Source organism: Pseudomonas koreensis (assembly GCF_024169245.1).
Classification (GTDB): Bacteria; Pseudomonadota; Gammaproteobacteria; order Pseudomonadales; family Pseudomonadaceae; genus Aquipseudomonas; species Aquipseudomonas koreensis_F.
The window spans coordinates 4,759,946-4,776,997 of sequence record NZ_JALJWP010000001.1; the positions used below are offsets into that span (position 1 = coordinate 4,759,946).

At 59.7% G+C, this 17,052-nt stretch carries 19 protein-coding genes; 8 read left to right on the forward strand and 11 right to left on the reverse strand.

What is annotated here, in order from left to right; all coding sequences use genetic code 11:
• Nucleotides 1-138: 138 nt before the first annotated feature.
• Nucleotides 139-1,308 (reverse strand): DUF1624 domain-containing protein, encoded by a 1,170-nt coding sequence (locus J2Y90_RS20885; RefSeq protein WP_253502598.1) that lies wholly within the window; start codon nt 1,306-1,308, stop codon nt 139-141.
• A gap of 172 nt (nt 1,309-1,480) precedes the next feature.
• Between J2Y90_RS20885 and J2Y90_RS20890 the strand changes: the two genes are divergently transcribed.
• Nucleotides 1,481-2,077 carry a paraquat-inducible protein A gene (locus J2Y90_RS20890; protein WP_253502601.1) on the forward strand — a complete coding sequence of 199 codons (597 nt, stop codon included), beginning with the start codon at nt 1,481-1,483 and terminating at the stop codon, nt 2,075-2,077.
• The gene (locus J2Y90_RS20895; protein WP_253502604.1) at nt 2,074-2,760 is read left to right on the forward strand and encodes a paraquat-inducible protein A; all 687 of its coding nucleotides are present in this window, start codon (nt 2,074-2,076) and stop codon (nt 2,758-2,760) included. Before J2Y90_RS20890 ends, J2Y90_RS20895 begins: the two co-directional genes overlap by 4 nt.
• Here J2Y90_RS20895 and ydiJ read toward each other — a convergent pair.
• Nucleotides 2,693-5,719, reverse strand: a complete 3,027-nt coding sequence (gene ydiJ / locus J2Y90_RS20900; protein WP_253502607.1) for a D-2-hydroxyglutarate dehydrogenase YdiJ — start codon at nt 5,717-5,719, stop codon at nt 2,693-2,695. The genes J2Y90_RS20895 and ydiJ overlap by 68 nt on opposite strands.
• Nucleotides 5,720-5,876: 157 nt before the next feature.
• On the opposite strand from ydiJ, the gene J2Y90_RS20905 reads away from it, so the two are divergent.
• Entirely contained in the window at nt 5,877-6,761 is an 885-nt protein-coding gene (locus J2Y90_RS20905; RefSeq protein ID WP_253502610.1) for a LysR substrate-binding domain-containing protein, read from the forward strand.
• A gap of 102 nt (nt 6,762-6,863) precedes the next feature.
• On the opposite strand, the gene J2Y90_RS20910 is transcribed toward J2Y90_RS20905, so the two are convergent.
• Nucleotides 6,864-8,138: a glucarate dehydratase family protein gene (locus tag J2Y90_RS20910; protein ID WP_253502613.1), complete on the reverse strand. Its 1,275-nt coding sequence runs from the start codon at nt 8,136-8,138 to the stop codon at nt 6,864-6,866.
• A gap of 30 nt (nt 8,139-8,168) precedes the next feature.
• Nucleotides 8,169-9,536, reverse strand: coding sequence for an MFS transporter (locus tag J2Y90_RS20915; RefSeq protein WP_253502616.1), 1,368 nt, complete (start codon nt 9,534-9,536; stop codon nt 8,169-8,171).
• Between the two features lie 119 nt (nt 9,537-9,655).
• Between J2Y90_RS20915 and J2Y90_RS20920 the strand changes: the two genes are divergently transcribed.
• The gene (locus J2Y90_RS20920; RefSeq protein WP_253502619.1) at nt 9,656-10,555 is read left to right on the forward strand and encodes a LysR family transcriptional regulator; all 900 of its coding nucleotides are present in this window, start codon (nt 9,656-9,658) and stop codon (nt 10,553-10,555) included.
• A 104-nt stretch (nt 10,556-10,659) separates the two neighbouring features.
• Here the strand turns inward: J2Y90_RS20920 and J2Y90_RS20925 are convergent, their stop codons facing one another.
• Together J2Y90_RS20925 and J2Y90_RS20930 are read right to left on the reverse strand one after the other, a co-directional pair.
• Nucleotides 10,660-11,304: a DUF6338 family protein gene (locus J2Y90_RS20925; protein WP_253502621.1), complete on the reverse strand. Its 645-nt coding sequence runs from the start codon at nt 11,302-11,304 to the stop codon at nt 10,660-10,662.
• Between the two features lie 186 nt (nt 11,305-11,490).
• A complete protein-coding gene (locus J2Y90_RS20930; protein ID WP_253502624.1) occupies nt 11,491-11,826 on the reverse strand; it encodes a hypothetical protein in 336 nt (111 codons plus the stop codon).
• A gap of 184 nt (nt 11,827-12,010) precedes the next feature.
• Here J2Y90_RS20930 and J2Y90_RS20935 point away from each other — a divergent pair, with 184 nt between their 5' ends.
• A complete protein-coding gene (locus tag J2Y90_RS20935) occupies nt 12,011-12,250 on the forward strand; it encodes a hypothetical protein (protein WP_253502626.1) in 240 nt (79 codons plus the stop codon).
• 62 nt (nt 12,251-12,312) lie between these two features.
• Here the strand turns inward: J2Y90_RS20935 and J2Y90_RS20940 are convergent, their stop codons facing one another.
• The gene (locus J2Y90_RS20940) at nt 12,313-12,510 is read right to left on the reverse strand and encodes a DUF2188 domain-containing protein (RefSeq protein ID WP_253502629.1); all 198 of its coding nucleotides are present in this window, start codon (nt 12,508-12,510) and stop codon (nt 12,313-12,315) included.
• A 227-nt stretch (nt 12,511-12,737) separates the two neighbouring features.
• Here J2Y90_RS20940 and J2Y90_RS20945 point away from each other — a divergent pair, with 227 nt between their 5' ends.
• Nucleotides 12,738-13,100, forward strand: a complete 363-nt coding sequence (locus J2Y90_RS20945) for an NUDIX hydrolase (protein ID WP_253502632.1) — start codon at nt 12,738-12,740, stop codon at nt 13,098-13,100.
• Between the two features lie 58 nt (nt 13,101-13,158).
• Here J2Y90_RS20945 and J2Y90_RS20950 read toward each other — a convergent pair whose 3' ends face one another.
• Nucleotides 13,159-14,058, reverse strand: a complete 900-nt coding sequence (locus J2Y90_RS20950) for a polysaccharide deacetylase family protein (RefSeq protein WP_253502635.1) — start codon at nt 14,056-14,058, stop codon at nt 13,159-13,161.
• Nucleotides 14,059-14,190: 132 nt separating this feature from the next.
• Entirely contained in the window at nt 14,191-15,138 is a 948-nt protein-coding gene (locus J2Y90_RS20955) for an ABC transporter substrate-binding protein (protein WP_253502638.1), read from the reverse strand.
• Nucleotides 15,139-15,543: 405 nt separating this feature from the next.
• On the opposite strand from J2Y90_RS20955, the gene J2Y90_RS20960 reads away from it, so the two are divergent.
• A complete protein-coding gene (locus J2Y90_RS20960; protein WP_042606722.1) occupies nt 15,544-15,816 on the forward strand; it encodes a hypothetical protein in 273 nt (90 codons plus the stop codon).
• A 44-nt stretch (nt 15,817-15,860) separates the two neighbouring features.
• On the opposite strand, the gene J2Y90_RS20965 is transcribed toward J2Y90_RS20960, so the two are convergent.
• Nucleotides 15,861-16,007 (reverse strand): hypothetical protein, encoded by a 147-nt coding sequence (locus J2Y90_RS20965; RefSeq protein ID WP_253502640.1) that lies wholly within the window; start codon nt 16,005-16,007, stop codon nt 15,861-15,863.
• Nucleotides 16,008-16,137: 130 nt separating this feature from the next.
• Between J2Y90_RS20965 and J2Y90_RS20970 the strand changes: the two genes are divergently transcribed.
• The gene (locus J2Y90_RS20970) at nt 16,138-16,524 is read left to right on the forward strand and encodes a DUF2784 domain-containing protein (RefSeq protein WP_253502643.1); all 387 of its coding nucleotides are present in this window, start codon (nt 16,138-16,140) and stop codon (nt 16,522-16,524) included.
• On the opposite strand, the gene J2Y90_RS20975 is transcribed toward J2Y90_RS20970, so the two are convergent.
• Complete coding sequence (locus J2Y90_RS20975; RefSeq protein ID WP_253502646.1) at nt 16,521-17,048, reverse strand: DUF3087 domain-containing protein; 528 nt, start codon at nt 17,046-17,048, stop codon at nt 16,521-16,523. The genes J2Y90_RS20970 and J2Y90_RS20975 overlap by 4 nt on opposite strands.
• Nucleotides 17,049-17,052: the final 4 nt, after the last annotated feature.

Below are 17,052 nucleotides of genomic sequence, written 5' to 3' on the forward strand. Positions count from 1 at the left end.
TGCGCAGATGATTTGGGGCACGTCACCCTTCCATTGTGGCAGCGAGCCTGCTCGCGAAAGCGTCCTGTCAGTCACCGCGGCATCGACTGACACACCCTCTTCGCGAGCAGGCTCGCTCCCCCCAAGCTCTGCTTCGATTTACAGATATTTCAACCAGCCGATGTCCCGGCGCCGTGCTTTCAGTGCCGAAAACCAGCGCACTGCCGGGAACAACACCACGGCAAGAACCACCGCCGCCAGCCACACCGCCGCCACCGTCGAAAAGCCGAAATAGCTGCCCTGATTCAGCCCGAACAGCGCCACGCCAATCAGGTACAACACTTTCAACACGTACAGATGCAGTAGATAGAAAAACATCGGCGCCGAACCGAATACGGTCAGCCAGCCAATCCAGCGGCGACTCTGCACGCGCTCGAAGGCGAGCAGCAGCAACAGGCCTGTGCTCACAGTCAGCGTGATGAACAGCAGCGACGGCGGGTATTTGGTGATGTTGAAAAAGCTCATCAGCGTCTGCACCAGCGAATCGCTGACCGCCCACGGCTTCTCGCCGTAGCCATTGATCAAGCGCAGCGCCATAAACCCCAGCAACCCGCCAGCTCCAGCAATCAGCAAACGACGCTGACGCACCGCCCCATCCATGCCTCGGGCAAACCACGGCCCCAGCGCATAGCCCAGGCCAATTACACCGATCCACGGCAGCAGCGGGTATGAAGTACGCAGGCGCAGGGTTTCGCTGACTTCGATCCAGCCTCGGTCATGCAGAATCGCCCAAGGCACATGCAGCGCCGACTCCACCGGGAAGTGCAGCGTATCAAGCAAGTTGTGCCCGGCGATGATCGCCAGGCTCAGCGTCAGCAGCACCGCGCGCGGCAACCAGACCAGCAATGCCAGCGCGATCATGCTCAAGCCGATCGCCCAGATCACTTGAAGGTAAATCACGCTCGGCGGTAACTGGAACGTCCAGGCGAAGTTGACCAGAGTGAATTCCAGCGCCACGAGGAACAATCCGCGCTTGAACAGAAACCCGCTGACGTCGGCTTTGCCGGCATATTTTTCACCGTACAGCCAGGCCGACAACCCGGTCAGCAACACGAACACCGGCGCACACAAATGCGCCAGGGTACGGCTGAAAAACAGCGCCGGCTCGGTGCTGGCGATGTCCATCGGGTCAGACACCTGGCGGTGCAGCAGGAAGGTTTCGCGCACGTGATCGAGCAGCATGAACAGGATCACCAGGCCTCTGAGCGCATCAATGGAGAGCAGCCGGCCAGTCGTCAATGGGGCAGAACGGGGAAGCACAGGGGTCATGGAACGTTCGCAATCGAGAGGGATAACACCGGGCAGCCACAACGACGCCCGCAAATTCTGCGTTATCTTATAACATCAAAAAAGCAAAACCCAAACAGGTTGCTCATCGGCCTCAGCCTTCTATAGTGAACAGGTCCGCCTCACCGTCGCGGCCTATTGTCGAGCATTGTTCATGGTCAACACCGAACACCTGATCATCTGCGAGCACTGCGATTGCGTGTACGAAAAAGTCGTGCTCGGCAAACACCAGAAAACCCTGTGCGTGCGCTGCGGTGGCGTGCTGCAGCGCTTCAACGGCCTGACCATCGAGCAACGCCTGGCGCTGACGTTCACGGCGGCGATGCTGTGGCTGTTCGCCAATTTCTATCCGGTGATGAGCATCAGCCTCAAAGGCATGAAAAACAGCGCAACCCTGTGGGATTCGGTGCTGGCGCTGAGCCAGGGACCGATTACGTTTATCGCCATGGTCGCGGCGATTGCGATCATCATCGCCCCGGCCTTTCAGTTGGTGTTGCTGGTCTGGGTGCTGGGTTTTGCCCTCGGTCTGCGTCGGGCGCCGGGGTTCAATCTGTGCATGCGCTGGCTGGAAACCCTGCGCCCGTGGAGCATGCTTGAAGTGTGCCTGCTGGGGGCGATGGTCGCGGTGTTCAAACTCGCCGGCCTGCTGGATGTGCTGCCCGGGATCGGCCTGTTCGCCCTTGCCGTGCTGAGCCTGATGATGATCCGCATTGCCGGCCGTGACATCCGCGACCTGTGGGACATTTTATGAAACGTCCACCGACCGCCAGCGAGCTCAACCTGTGCCTGTGCCACAGTTGTGGGCTGGCCTGCGATATGACCGACGAGCTACACGAGTGCCCGCGCTGCGATGCGCCACTGCATCGACGCAAGACCAATTCGCTGGCGCGCACCTGGGCGTACATGCTCGCCGCGCTGGCCTTTTATGTGCCCGCCAATCTGCTGCCAGTGATGAACACGGTGATGCTCGGCAACGGCGCCGACAGCACGATCATGAGCGGCGTGCTGGAGTTCTGGGAAGCCGGAGCGTGGGACATTGCCTTGATCATTTTCATCGCCAGCATCGCGGTGCCGGGGATCAAATTCGTCGCCCTGACCCTGCTGCTGATCACCGTCCAGCGCAACAGCGACTGGGCGCGCAGGGAGCGTTCGAAGTTGTACCGCTTCGTCGAGCTGATCGGTTACTGGTCGATGCTCGACGTGCTGGTGGTCGCGCTGGTAGCGGCACTGGTGAAATTCCAGGCGCTGGGCGATATCGAGCCACGACCGGGCATCCTGTTCTTCGGCCTGGTCGTGGTGTTCACCATGCTCGCGGCGATGAGTTTCGACCCGCGCCTGATCTGGGACCAGGACACCAGCGACACGATCAGCGACGCAGAGCCTCCAGCAACACCTGCAGCGGATGGCGCAACGCCTGATCCGACTGGCGTTTGACCTGGCTGCGGCAGGAATAGCCGGTCGCCAACGCCTCGCCCTGCTCCACTGGCGCCTGCACCTGACGCGCCCAGGACTGCTCGTAAATCAACGCCGACGTCTGGCGATTGCGTGCCTCGTGGCCATAGGTGCCGGACATGCCGCAGCAACCAGTGGCTTGCGTCGCCAGCTGTAAACCGGCACGTTCGAAAACCTGTTCCCACTGCCGGGTCGCGGCCGGCGCGTTGGTCTTCTCCGTGCAATGGGCGAGCAGACGGAACGCTTTGGCCTGGGCCTGAGGCGTCTGCTCCGGCATGACTTCGAGCAACCATTCCTGCACCAGCGCCACCTGCGGACATGCCTGCAAGCCCGGCACTTTCAGGTATTCCTGGCGATACACCAACGTCATCGCCGGATCCAGCCCCAGCAACCGCACGCCAGTCTGCGCCAGCGCCTGCAATTGCTCAGCGTTGCGCAACGCCGTCCGATTGAACGCCGGGAGAAAGCCCTGCACATGCAGCGGTTTGCCGTTAGCGCTGAACGGCGCCAGATACACCTGATAACCCAGACGCGAAGTCAGCTCGACCAGATCCGCCAACAGCGGCGCTTCGAAGTAGCGGGTGAAGGCGTCCTGCACGATGACCACGCTGCGTTCGCGTTGCTCCGGGGTCAGTGCCGACAACGTCGCAACCGTCGCTGGCTGCACCTGCCAACGACGCATCGCCGCGTAGAAATCAAAACGACTGAGCAACGGCACATCGATCATGCCGCCCACACGCGCCAGTGCGCCACGTACCCACCCAGCGCCCATCACACCGTTGTACAGCGCCGGAATCCGCGCCATGTAGGGAATGGTGTATTCCAGCGAGGCAATCAGATAGTCCCGCGCTGGGCGCAGGTAACGGCTGTGATAGAGCTCGAGAAAGCGCGAGCGGAATTCCGGCACGTTGACCTTGACCGGGCATTGCCCCGCGCAGGATTTACAGGCCAGGCAACCGGCCATGGCGTCGTACACCTCATGGGAAAAGTCTGCCGACGGATCGCGGCTGTTGCGCCAGCGCTGCCACACCGTGCGGAAAAACGCCGGTTTGCGTATCGCGTCCGAAAGCACGTCGACCCCCGCCTCGCCCTGCAACCGCAGCCATTCGCGAATCAGCGAAGCGCGGCCCTTGGGCGACTGCGCGCGTTCGCGGGTGGCTTTCCACGACGGGCACATGGCGTCGTCAGGATCGAAGTTGTAGCAGGCGCCGTTGCCATTGCAGTGCATGGCGGCGCCGTAGCTTTGCCAGACTTTTTCGTCGATCTGCCGATCCAGCTCACCGCGCAGGGTCACTTCGTCGATCTTCAGCAGTGCCGCGCCGCTGTTGGCCGGCGTGGCGATTTTGCCCGGATTGAACTGGTTGAACGGGTCGAACGCGGCTTTCAAGGCTTGCAGCGCCGGGTACAACTCGCCGAAGAATGCCGGCGCGTATTCCGAACGCAGGCCCTTGCCATGCTCGCCCCAGAGCAGGCCGCCGTAGCGCTGGGTCAAAGCGGCGACGCCATCGGAAACCGGGCGCACCAGCGCCGCTTGCTGCGGGTCTTTCATGTCGAGGATCGGCCGCACGTGCAGTACGCCGGCGTCGACATGGCCAAACATGCCGTACTGCAAACCATGGCTGTCGAGCAGATCGCGCAGCTCGGCGATGTATTCGGCCAAGTGCTGCGGCGGCACGGCGGTGTCTTCGACAAAAGGTTGCGGGCGGGCTTCGCCGGCGACGTTGCCGAGCAGGCCCACCGCTCGTTTGCGCATGCCGTAGACCTTGTTCACCGCTGCCTGACCGACTGCCAGTGTATGCCCGAGGCGCTCCACCGTGCGGTCGTTTTGCAGGTGTTCGAGGAACGCTTCGACGCGCCGCTGCAAGTCTTCAGGATCGTCGCCGCAGAACTCGACCAGGTTGATGCCCAGAGTCGGCCGCTCAGCGTTTTCGGGAAAATATTCGGCAACGCCGTGCCAGACGATGTCCTGCATCGCCAGCAGCAACACTTTTGAATCAACGGTTTCAATCGACAACGGCTTGAGCGCCATCAACGCCCGCGCATCGCGCAGTGCATCCATGAACCCGGCGTAGCGGATATTGACCAGCATCGTATGTTTGGGAATCGGCAGCACGTTGAGTCGCGCTTCGACAACGAAACCCAGCGAGCCTTCAGCGCCACAGAGCACGCTGTTGAGGTTGAAGCGCTGATCGGCCTCGCGCAGGTGCGCCAGGTCATAACCGGTCAGACAGCGGTTGAGATCGGGGAAGCGTGCCTTGATCAGCTCGCCCTGCTCATCAATGATCTGCCGCGCGCAGCGATAGACTGCGCCGACCCGATCATCGCGCGCGCACTGCGCGTCAAGCTCATCCTCCGCCAGCGGCAGGCCATGCAAACGCTCGCCGCCGCGCAGGATCATCTGCAGTTCCAGCACATGGTCGCGGGTCTTGCCGTAGGTGCAACTGCCCTGGCCGCTGGCGTCGGTATTGATCATGCCGCCGACCGTTGCGCGATTGGAGGTCGACAGTTCCGGGGCGAAGAACAGCCCGGCGGATTTCAGCGCGGCATTGAGCTGATCCTTGACCACCCCGGCCTGCACGCGCACCCAGCGCTGTTCAACATTGATTTCCAGAATGCGGTTCATGTGCCGCGACAGGTCGACGACGATGCCGTCGGTCAGCGATTGGCCGTTGGTGCCGGTGCCACCGCCACGCGGGGTGATCACCACGTTCTCGTACGCCGGTTCGGCAATCAGCCGCGCCACCCGCGCCACATCGTCCGCATCCAGTGGAAACACCGCCGCTTGCGGCAGGCGCTGGTAGATCGAGTTGTCGGTGGCGAGCACCACGCGGCTGGCGTAATCGGCGCTGATTTCCCCGCGAAAGCCGATGTCTTTCAGGGCGGCGAGGAATTGTTGGTAATCGCCGGTCAGGGCTTTGGCGGGCGACAGTTGGGCAATCATCGGTCAGGTCATCTCGGACAAATCGGGCTGCGTGGCGGTGAACACTTGTACGCGACGAATGATTGCGTCAGGCTCCGCCATCTGATTGCGCCCATGTTCATTGCTGGCGAAACCTGGAACAAGCGTAATTTCGACCCGTTATCGATGAGTTTTACGAATGAATCCGCGCACCCTCACGCCGTCCATGTCGCTGCTGCTGGCTTTCGAGGCCGCCGCTCGCCACGAGAGCTACACCCGCGCCGCCCATGAGCTGTCACTGACGCAGAGCGCGGTCAGCCGCCAGGTACAGATTCTCGAGAAGATGCTCGGCATGCGCCTGTTCAGCCGCGAAGGCCGGCAAGTGGTGCTGACGGATGTCGGGCGCATGTACCAGCGCGAACTCACGGAAGCCCTCGGGCAGATCCGCAGCGCGACGTTGCAAGCGATGGCGTTTGGTTCGGGCATTCACAGCCTGCGTCTGGCGACATTACCGACCTTCGGCTCGAAATGGTTGCTGCCCCGGCTGAAGGATTTCTACACGGCGCATCCGGGCATGACCGTGCACTTGCATTCGCGGATCGAAACCATCGACTTCGACACCAGTGAAATCGACGCCGCCATCTGTGTCGGCGGCGGTGAATGGCCAGGCCTGACCGCCCTGCCCTTGCACACCGAAGAACTGGTGGCAATTGCCAGCGCGCAGCTGTCGGCCACTGAACGCGACGAGGCCGAGCGGCACATGGCCGGGCAGTTGCTGCTCAATGTCAGCAGCAATGCCCAGGCGTGGGCGGAATGGTTCAGCCAACACCAACTGCCACATCGCAGCATGAGGATCGGGCCGAGCTTTGAAATGACTTCGCACTTGATTCAGGCGGTGCGCGCCAATATCGGCGTGGGCCTGGTGCCGCGGATTCTGGTCGAAGACGAGCTGACCAAGGGTGAGTTGCTGCAACTGGGCGAGCCGATTACCAGCCGGCGCAGCTATTACCTGGTGTATCCGCCGCGCAATGAGAATCTGCCTTCGTTGAAGGCGTTCAGGGATTGGCTGGTTCATACCCTCTGAAGGACCGAGTCGCGGCCCTTCGCGAGCAGGCTCGCTCCCACATTTGGCATGCATTTACCTGTGGGAGCGAGCCTGCTCGCGAAGAGGCCAGTCACAACGATCTCAAAACCTTGGTTTGACCGCCCGCCAATCCGCCTTGTACCGCTGCATCTGCCGCACATCATCGCGCTGGCGAATTCCGCAGGTCAGATATTGATCATGCAGCTTGCCCAGTTGCTCATGGTCCAGTTCCAGCCCCAGCCCGGGCGCGCGAGTGATCTTCACGCAGCCATCGACAATCGGCAGTTTGCCGCCCTTGATCACTTCCTCATCCGGCTCCTGCCACGGGTAATGGGTGTCGCAGGCGTAATCCAGATTCGGCACCGCCGCCGCGACGTGGGCCATGGCCATCAGGCTGATACCCAGGTGCGAGTTGGAATGCATCGACACGCCGAGCCCGAACACGTCGCACATTTTCGCCAGCATCTGCGTGTCACGCAGGCCACCCCAGTAATGGTGGTCGGCAAGGACGATCTGCACGCTGTTCTGCGCAACGCTGCGGCGGAACTCGTCGAAATCGGTGACCACCATATTGGTCGCCAGGGGCAGACCGGTGCGCTTGTGCAGTTCGGCCATGCCATCAAGCCCCGGGGTCGGGTCTTCGTAATACTGCAGATCATCCCCAAGCAGTTCGGCCATGCGAATCGCCGTCTCCAGCGACCAGTTGCCGTTCGGGTCGATGCGCAGCGGAAATCCCGGAAAGGCTTTTTTCAGCGCCTTGATGCACGCCACTTCATGCTCCGGCGGCAAAGTGCCGGCCTTGAGCTTGATGCTCTTGAACCCGTACGCCTCAATCATCCGCGCTGCCTGCGCGACGATCTGCTGCTCGCTCAGCGCCTCGCCCCAATTGTCCGGTTTGTAGGGCGAGTCGATGTGTTCGGCGTATTTGAAAAACAGGTAAGCGCTGAACGGCACTTCATCGCGGATTGCCCCGCCGAGCAGGTCCACCAGCGGCACATTCAGGTAGTGCGCCTGCAAATCCAGAAACGCCACTTCGAATGCCGAGTAGGCATTGCTCACCGCTTTGCTGGCGTGGGAACCGGGCGCCAGTTCGGCGCCAGCGATGCTTGCGGGTTTATTCGCCGCCACGGTGGCTTGCACGATCGCGCGCAATTGATTGAGATTGAACGGATCAAGGCCGATCAACTGGCTCTGCAATTGTTGCTGGATCGCCAGCGCCGGGGCATCGCCGTAACTTTCGCCGAGGCCGATGTAGCCGTTGTCACTCTCGATCTCGATGATCGAGCGCAGAGCAAAAGGTTCGTGGATGCCGCTGGCGTTGAGCAGTGGCGGATCGCGAAAGGCAATCGGGGTGACGCTGACACGGGTGATTTTCAAGATGACGCTCCTGACAGATCAACAATCGATTCAGTGGCTCGCAGCCGGACGAACCGGCGCCACAACGGCGGCTTCGTCACTTGGCTTTGCCGGGATTTGGCCTTTGGCGCCGGGCGCCGTGCGGGCGAAGAAGATCACCACGGCGGCGACCAGCGATGTCGCGGCCAGGCCATACAGGCCGCCCTCGATGGAGCCGGTGGTTTGCTCGAGAATGCCGAACGCGGTGGGCGCGACGAAGCCACCGAGGTTGCCGATGGAGTTGATCAACGCAATGACCGCAGCGGCGATGCGCGCATCCAGATAGCTTTGCGGGATCGGCCAGAACAGCGCCGACGCCGCTTTGAAGCCGATGGCCGCGAAACAGATGGCGACGAAGGCAAACACCGGCCCGCCGGTGGTCGACATGAACATGCCGATGGCCGCGATCACCAGCGTCAGCGCCACCCATGCCTGCTGGAATTTCCACTTGCCGGCCATCGCCGCGAAGCCGTACATGGCGACAATCGAAATGATCCACGGGATCGAGTTGAGCAGCCCGACCTGGAAGTCGCCGAGATTGCCCATCTTCTTGATCATGCTCGGCAGCCAGAAGGTCGCGCCGTAAATGGTCAGGGCGATGGAGAAATAGATGAAGCAGAACAGCGCGATCTGCCGGTCAGCCAAAAGTTTGAAGATCGACGGCTTGGCCACTTGCGCCGCCTCGCGTGCACGCTGTTCCTCGGCAATCGCCGCGACCAGTGCGTCTCGCTCTTCCTCGCTCAGCCATTTCGCTTGCCGCGGATGCGATTGCAGCCAGAACCAGACGAATGCGCACAACACCACCGAAGCTGCGCCTTCGATCAGAAACATCCACTGCCAGCCGTGCATGCCCAAGCCGCTGATATGCAACAGCGCACCGGACACCGGGCCGGAAATGACCGAGGCAATCGCTGAGCCGCTGAGAAACACCGCCATGGTTTTGCCGCGTTCGGACGCTGGCAGCCACTGGGTGAAGTAATAAATGATGCCCGGGAAGAACCCGGCCTCAGCCGCGCCAAGAATAAAGCGCAGCACGTAGAAACTGGTTTCGCCCTGAACAAACGCCATGGCCATGGCAGCGGCGCCCCAAGTGAACATGATCCGGGTCAGCCACACTCGTGCGCCGTAGCGCTGCAGCAGCATGTTGGACGGCACCTCGAACAACGCGTAACCGATGAAAAACAGGCCGGCACCCAGTCCATACGCCGCTGCGCCGATGCCCAGATCGGTCTCCAGATGGCTGCGCACGAAACCGATGTTGACCCGGTCGATGTAATTGACGATGAACATCACCACGAACAGCGGCAGCACATGGCGTTTGACCTTGGCGGCGGCGCGGGCAAGTACCGTGATGTCCGGCGGACTCTGGAGGGTTTTCAAGGGGCGACTCCCGATCTTGTTTTTTTAGGGATGACTTGAAGCGGTAAGCCGATCATGGACGTCACGCATTGATCCCGTCTAATCTAAACTGGCATTCGATTGATACCTGGATTAGATCAATGTTCGAACTCACTCAACTGCGCTGTTTCACCACGGTCGCCACCGAACTCAACTTTCGCCGCGCTGCCGAACGCTTGAACATGACCCAGCCGCCGCTGAGTCGGCAGATTCAGTTGCTGGAGCATCACCTCGGCGTTGAGCTGTTCACCCGCAGCACCCGCAGCGTTGCGCTGACGGCGGCAGGCCGGGCATTTTTCGTCGAAGCGCAGAATCTGCTGGAGCGCGCGCAGCAAGCGGCGGTCACCGCACGGCGGTTTGCCGAGGGCGACATCGGCTCGGTGAACATCGCGTTCGTCGGCAGCGCGGTGTATGAGTTTCTGCCCAAGGTGATCGCCGAAGCGCGGCTGAAACAGCCGCAGGTAAAGATTGATCTGGCAGAGATGAACACCTATCAGCAACACGAGGCCTTGCGCGCCCGCCGTATCGATTTGGGCATTGCCCGGGCGCCCTTGCAGGAACCGGGCTATGCCACCGAATGCCTGGTGCGCGAACCGTTTGTGCTGGCAGTGCCGAGCGGACATCGGCTGGCAGACTCGGCTGAAGTGTCAGTCGTGGATCTGGATAAACAACCGTTCCTGATGTACTCCCATGAAGCCTATCCGCCGTTCAACGAACTGTTGACCGGCACGCTACGCTCAGCGCGGGTGGCACCGGATTACGTGCAATGGCTGGGCTCATCGCTGACGATTCTGGCGCTCGTCAACGCCGGCATGGGGCTGGCGCTGGTACCACGTTGCGCGACCAGCGTGGTGTTCCGGAATGTGGTGTTTCGCGAGATCGATCTCGGCGAGGGGGTGCAGAGCGAGCTGCATCTGATCTGGCGAGAGAACAATGACAACCCGGCGTTCGCGATGTTGCTGGAGGCGATTCGCCGGGCGGTGGTGGAGGGTTGGGGCTGAAGAAGTTTATCGTGTAGGCCGAGGTTTCAGAGGCGGCGGCGCAGTGGGTCCTTTGATCAAGGGCACGTCCAGCATTTTTCCGTCCGGCCCGACAAAGAGTCGCTCTAAATGCTTTGGCATGGGTTGTGGTGCTCTGGCAGTTGGCATGTTGATCCCTCTGATTTTGGGCTGAACTCGACCCATTTGACTTTCGCGGAATCTATCAATAAAAACTCCGCACCAATAGATGCAGGTTGGCCATCATCCGTGAGCCAACGCGGATATTTCATCACGAACTGACCATTGGCTGATTCGCGTGGCCACTCGACCGGCCAGCCAAATACGCGCCTTTCGTCGTTTAAATGCAGGGTTATGAAGCGCTCATGCTGCGCAAAAGCGCAGAACCATTCACTGGGAAAAGAAGATTGTTTCGTTACGTTTCGCCTGCGCAACCAGCCGTGCAACTTGTCACTCGTAGCGAGGTAACAGGCAAACAACCCCAGCATCAGCGAAAACACGAAAGCCCAAAGCGTTTGTACCCGAGCATCCCAGCTTCCTATCAAAAACCCCTTCGAGCCAATCCACAGACAGAGGTTGCCCAGCGCCAGCACCGCGCCCTGAATCACAAACGTGAATATCAGCGCCTGCACGATCTGCCCAAACGTATCCGGTCGCTTGAACACGGTGAGTGAATAGAAGATCCAGGTCGATAAAAAACCGGGGATGAGGTACTGCAACAGCGGAATGATTTCCTTGACCAGATCATCCATGATCCGAGGCTCCTTTTCGTCATGCCGATCCCGTCACGGGCCGACATTCAAAGCCTAGTCGAGGATCCTGCAGCGCCTCCCGGGCAACTGTCACAGCCCATTGCAAGCGTTTAGCTGGACTCTCCATGCAAAAAAAGGCAGACACCATTACAAGGTATCTGCCCTTTTTGCGATACAGGCGCCTGGTTACAGGCAGTCGCGCACCGATTGGCGTAGCGATCCGGACTTGGCCCATGGCGGGCCTTGATACAGCGAGACCTTGCTGCCGTCCTTGTATTTGACGATATCGAGAATCTCGTCTGCGGTGATGATGCTCGGCGCGGTGATCCGGTAGCCGTTGGAAATCGACATCTGCGACGTCCTGGCAACGTCCTTCTGCCACAACGGTAACAAACACGCGGCATATTCCCTGGGAGGCTTGTCACTGGTCTTGCTGAGGTTTGGCTCGCCCGGCACCAACGACGCCGGTAACGAGCAACCCGACAACAGGGCCAGGGTCAAACTGCCGATCCATACGCGCATGCTGTTTACCTGTAATGAAAAAACGTGAATGTACCGTTTAACCGCTCGCACATCCATCGTGGCACCCCATTGTTAGCGGCGATTGGACAATTTTTCACATACATTCAGCCGGGCGTCAGATGACCTGGCCCCATCCGGAAAAATGCGACTACTCTGTTCTACCGAGAATGTTCTGGAGGTGATCATGCGGCTCAATGAATACGAACACGAACTTCAACGGGATTTGCAAAGCGTGGCGTCGGATCTTCGATGGTCGGCAGTCGACCTCAAGCGCATTGCCGAACAGCTGCGCAAATCCGGTAACGAGGCTGACGCCCGGACGGTGTTGCGCTCTTGCGAAATTCTGCAAAGCGACGAGGAAAGATTGCAGGGTTATGCCCGGGAGGTAAAAGCCCGAGCCATCAGCCGAACCAAGGTTCACTGAGCACGAGCGACTCCTTTCAACAAGAGCCCCGGTCGAAACCGGGGCTCTTTCGTTACAACGCATCAACCGACGTTTTGGCCTTGTTCCCGCTTGGAGCGATGCTTGTAAGCGGGAAGCGCCGCGGCATAGGCCATCGCCTCCTCTCGGCTGGTAAATGACGCCAGCCGGTCACCCTGGGTGCAGACGCGCCATGGCCCGTTATTGACGCTGAGTACGTCGTAACCGTTCATGTGCAGCTTGTTCAACATTGGAATACTCATGAGCACCTCCAGCTTGCAAAGGCAGTTCCGGTGTACGCGTTCACCTTACACCCGGTTCAAGCCCCGATGTCGACCGGATATCGCGCCCGACTCGCTCAGTCCACCAGACCCTGTGGCACTTTTGCGCTTTCCAGCAGCTCTCAACTCGGATGGAACCTTTAAATCTGGGCACGGCTCGAATATTGCAGTTCAATTACATTTTTGTGACAGACATAAACAGGGCATTCATGAAAGTACGCGCTACCGTCATTTGCGAACAGGATCGACATATCCTCCTGGTGCGCAAACCCCACCATCCCTGGTCATTGCCAGGTGGCAAGGTCGAGCCCGGCGAGACCCGCGCGGCCGCTGCCGTGCGCGAGTTACAAGAAGAAACCGGTCTGAATGCCGATGAAGTTCTGTACTTGATGGACCTGCAAGCCGGCAGCACGCGACACCACGTCTACGAGGCTTCGGTGGTCAATATAGAAGACGTGCGCCCACAGAACGAGATCATCGATTACATCTGGTATCCACTGGATGCCGTGAAAAACCTCGACACCAACGACGCGACCCGGCGCATCGTGCAAGCCTTTCAACGGCGTTTATAGGCGTCAACCGTCCAACGCTCGACGTCCCACGCTCATTTCCGAGCGCAACTCTCAGCACTCAATGCGCGTCGTGATCCCAGATCCAATTCCACATTCCCGGTAGAGTCACCGGTTGGGTACTCTGCTCAACGGTACGTCCGAGCGCGGCCTTTTCCAGCGCGGCCTGGTCGTCATAAAACGGCGTGGCTGAAAGCTTGACCCCGGTCACCGCCGCGCTATCGAGCAGAATCTGCAAATATTCGCGAGTGTGCCGCGCGGTGTAGCGATTGAGATCATGGAACGTGACCACCACCGGGATTACGCCATCCACCGTCGGCAATTGACCAAGAGCAATGCGTTCGCGCACTTCGGACAACTGACGCAGCATATTCGCGCGCCGTCGTGGACTGGCATTGAAGCCCCAGATCTTGCCGTCGTTGGCACTCAAATCCGTGAGCAAAACGTGCAGACCATGTTGCCGGTAGGCCGTGAATGTGCGTTTGTCATAATTCCAGAACGGCGGACGCAAGAGCTTGGGCGGTGCACCGGTGATGGTAGCGATGTCAGTGCTGCCGTCGGTCAGCGATTGCTCCAGTTCCTGCGGGCTGAGCAAGCGATGGTTGGTGTGCCAGTGAGTAGCCGTGTGAAACGCGAGAATATGTCCCTCTGCGTGTTCACGACGCATCAGACTGCGGCCAATCTCGCTGTCGCCGGCCCTGGGGGCGCGAGTCTGCACGAAAAACACTGCTTTGATGTTTGCCTGCACAGGATTGGCTTTGAGGCTGTCGAGTACGGTAGCCGTCGGATTCCATAATCCCGAGGCACTTGGACCGTCATCGAACGTCAGCAAAAAACGCACGGGCGCCTGGGCCTGCAGACGAGTTTCGGTTTGCGCGGTCATTTCGATCGGCGCGGCGATGCAGCCGGCCAGACCCAACGCGATGAGCGCAGCACAAAGAAGTTTGCATCCGGATGTCATGTTTTGCCCTGAGCCCGGCCACGGCCGTCGTGTTGTCGAATGGCAAAACTCCCTCGCCTTTATCCATCCTGCGCTGTTATCTGCGAGCGCAGGTTGGATAAGGTACACAGGGTTTGGTTCCGGTGCTGGCTTTCAGTGCGTCAAGGCTTGTTGAAAGGAAGTGTCGATGATGCCTGCGGTGGCCAGTGGTGCCGGCAGTGCTTTGACTTTGAACAGAAAGTCCGCCGTACTCTGCAAATCGGCTGCCGCCTGTTGATCCACCGGCCCGACGCTCATGTGCGCCTGGCGCAACCAATGCCGCGAGACCTGCTGATCGAGGTTGGCTTTTTTTGCCCAGAGGTCAGCGTACTCGTCGGTATGGTGATCAACCCAGGCTCTCGCCTGTTTCAAACGCCCGAGAAAATCGGCGATCGCCGCCCGCTTGCTGTCGATGGAAGGAGTCGACGCCGCGATGGCACTGAGGCCTGGCATCAGGTTTTTCGCCGTCAGAATCGGCCGAGCGCCAGAGAACACGATCTGTTGCGAGATATACGGTTCCCACACCGGAAAGGCATCGATGCTGCCCTGCGGCAAAGCGGCGGCTGCGTCGATCGGCATCAACTTGACGAAGTCGACGTAGTTTTCCGGCAGACCGCCCTGCTCCAATGCGCGCAGGGTCAGTTGCTGACTCCAGGCCCCGGGCCAGTAAGCGACTTTCTTGCCTTTCAGGTCGGCGATGGTCTTCACCGGCGAATCCTTTGGTACAAGTAGCGCGATGGTGTCCGGATTCTGCCGCGATACGCCAATCAGTTTCACTGGTGCCTGTTTGGCAGCAAGGAAAAGGAAACCGGAGTCGCCGAGAAACCCCAGATCCAGCGAGCCGGTTTGCAACGCTTCGGCGAGCGGCGCGGCAGCCTGGAAGTGTTTCCAGTCGACTGTGTAAGGTGCGTCTTTCAACACGCCGGAGGCTTCGATCGAAGCGCGGATGTTGTAGTAGTTCTGATCGCCCACGTGCAGGACTAAAGGCTCCGCGGCGTAGGCCAGTGGCGAGGTCAACAAGGCAATGGTCAGCGCGCGGCGTAGGAAACGAGAAAGCTTCATGGCGAGTCCTGCAGGTGAGGTATGCATAGACCATAACGCTCTTGATTTTAATTTTTAAATTCTAATTTCGCATAAGGTAATCACTGTATTACGCACGTCGAGGCGGGTTGGCCTGGCGACGCCATACGACCGGACCGACTAAATATTTGCCGATTGGGCGCGTTATCCGAACATGCGATTCGTTGATTCCCCAGCGTTACAAAAAGTGTTTCAACGGCGAAACAACCTCGATAAAACAGCCGTTTGAGCGAATCAACCGCCTGTCTGACATTTCGACTGTCATACATACATTTTCACGCGCTGCGGATAGCATGCGCGCCGCCTTTCCGATTGGTATACCAGTTGACCAAAGAGTCAAAGAAATCAGGAATCCATCAACAACTTTCAAGCCTTGCAGAGAAATAAGTGAGCGACGATTTTGCAATCAAACAGGTCAGCGGCCTGAAGTGTGTCCATCTGTCCAAGACAGAACGCCTGGAACTCGACTGTTTTATCGGCCATTACATCAAGACCCGAAACCTGCACAGCGTGCCCGACATCGAACGCACCCTGCGCAGCACCCTCGAGGGATATCCCGGCCATCCGCCGGTGATGGTCAATGAGCTCAATGCGTGGATCGATCGAACGTTGGGGTATCGGGCGACCTACCCGGACTTCACGCAGCTGGAAGACCTCTGAAACGCGAAGAGCCCCGCTGATGCGGGGCTCTTCGTATGCGTTTTTCAAGGCTTCAGAGGACGCTCCTGATCGCGCTCCGACAGCTCGCGACTGTCATCGTGCTTCCAGGTTTTCTCCTCCCTTCTCTTCTGTCGCTCGATCTCATCCTCTGTTGGCTCATCTTCATCGGGACGCGTTTGCTCGTTCGCCATGTGCATCTCACCTCAGAACAAGTTGATTATTGTCAAAGGGTAGAACACTTTTCCTCGGCCGAATTCACCAACGAAGTATGTGCCGCGCGGCGTACCATAGCGCCATCGACCCTTACGTCAGGAAGACGCCATGCTGTACCGAATCGCCGCCGACGGGCTGGTGCTGTTTCACTTGTGTTTCATCCTGTTCGTGCTGTTCGGCGGGCTGCTGGTGCTGCGCTGGCCACGGCTGATGTGGCTGCACTTGCCTGCTGCAGCCTGGGGCGTGGCGGTCGAGGTATTGCACCTGACCTGTCCGCTGACTTACTGGGAAAACCTGATGCGCCACGCGGCCGGGCAGACCGAATACGCCGGCGGCTTCATCGAGCACTACATCTGGCCGATCATCTATCCGGCAGGTCTGACCCCGCAGATTCAGCTGGCGCTCGGCAGCGTGGTACTGGCAATCAACTTGATCGTATACACGCGAGTGCTGCGCTCGTGGAAACTGCGCCGTGCCCGGCGCATTCCGTTTTAGCGCGAGGCCGGTTTCAACGCCTCCAGCCACTGCGGATCGAAGCGTGGCTGGTCAGGGTCAAGGTCCAGCGCCTGCATCCGCGCCTTGTGCTGTTCGACCTCGTCACGCAATTGCCCGTGATCGCTGGAGTTGCCATCCAGCTCGTGCATCTGCAGCAATCCCAAGTGATAGAAACGCAACACCTTCATCGCCGTCGTATCGTTGTTTTGCACCGCCGCTGTGACCTGATGCATCACATTGGTGATGCTCATCAGATTGCGCTTGAGGCGCCAGCCATACACCGCCGGGGCCATCCAGGTCTGATGCCAGAAGCGTCCGCGCAACAGCGCTGCTGTCAGCAGAAACGCCACGAACACGCCGCCAACATTGAAGCGCAGATTATCCCCGTCGGGCTCACCGAACACTGCCACCGCGACGGACGAAAACAGCATCGCCAGCAGCAAAAACAGCACAGCGATAATGACTGTGCTGCGGCGGGTCTGCTGGCGAAAGGTAGCGGGGTCCATCGGCTGAATCTCGAACATCGAA

Bases quoted from the DNA above. Each gene is read 5' to 3' on its own strand.
- J2Y90_RS20885 (WP_253502598.1), bottom strand. From the start codon at position 1,308: ATGACCCCTGTGCTTCCCCGTTCTGCCCCATTGACGACTGGCCGGCTG.
- J2Y90_RS20890 (WP_253502601.1), top strand. From the start codon at position 1,481: ATGGTCAACACCGAACACCTGATCATCTGCGAGCACTGCGATTGCGTG.
- J2Y90_RS20895 (WP_253502604.1), top strand. From the start codon at position 2,074: ATGAAACGTCCACCGACCGCCAGCGAGCTCAACCTGTGCCTGTGCCAC.
- ydiJ (WP_253502607.1), bottom strand. From the start codon at position 5,719: ATGATTGCCCAACTGTCGCCCGCCAAAGCCCTGACCGGCGATTACCAA.
- J2Y90_RS20905 (WP_253502610.1), top strand. From the start codon at position 5,877: ATGAATCCGCGCACCCTCACGCCGTCCATGTCGCTGCTGCTGGCTTTC.
- J2Y90_RS20920 (WP_253502619.1), top strand. From the start codon at position 9,656: ATGTTCGAACTCACTCAACTGCGCTGTTTCACCACGGTCGCCACCGAA.
- J2Y90_RS20925 (WP_253502621.1), bottom strand. From the start codon at position 11,304: ATGGATGATCTGGTCAAGGAAATCATTCCGCTGTTGCAGTACCTCATC.
- J2Y90_RS20930 (WP_253502624.1), bottom strand. From the start codon at position 11,826: ATGCGCGTATGGATCGGCAGTTTGACCCTGGCCCTGTTGTCGGGTTGC.
- J2Y90_RS20935 (WP_253502626.1), top strand. From the start codon at position 12,011: ATGCGGCTCAATGAATACGAACACGAACTTCAACGGGATTTGCAAAGC.
- J2Y90_RS20940 (WP_253502629.1), bottom strand. From the start codon at position 12,510: ATGAGTATTCCAATGTTGAACAAGCTGCACATGAACGGTTACGACGTA.
- J2Y90_RS20945 (WP_253502632.1), top strand. From the start codon at position 12,738: ATGAAAGTACGCGCTACCGTCATTTGCGAACAGGATCGACATATCCTC.
- J2Y90_RS20950 (WP_253502635.1), bottom strand. From the start codon at position 14,058: ATGACATCCGGATGCAAACTTCTTTGTGCTGCGCTCATCGCGTTGGGT.
- J2Y90_RS20955 (WP_253502638.1), bottom strand. From the start codon at position 15,138: ATGAAGCTTTCTCGTTTCCTACGCCGCGCGCTGACCATTGCCTTGTTG.
- J2Y90_RS20965 (WP_253502640.1), bottom strand. From the start codon at position 16,007: ATGGCGAACGAGCAAACGCGTCCCGATGAAGATGAGCCAACAGAGGAT.
- J2Y90_RS20970 (WP_253502643.1), top strand. From the start codon at position 16,138: ATGCTGTACCGAATCGCCGCCGACGGGCTGGTGCTGTTTCACTTGTGT.
- J2Y90_RS20975 (WP_253502646.1), bottom strand. From the start codon at position 17,048: ATGTTCGAGATTCAGCCGATGGACCCCGCTACCTTTCGCCAGCAGACC.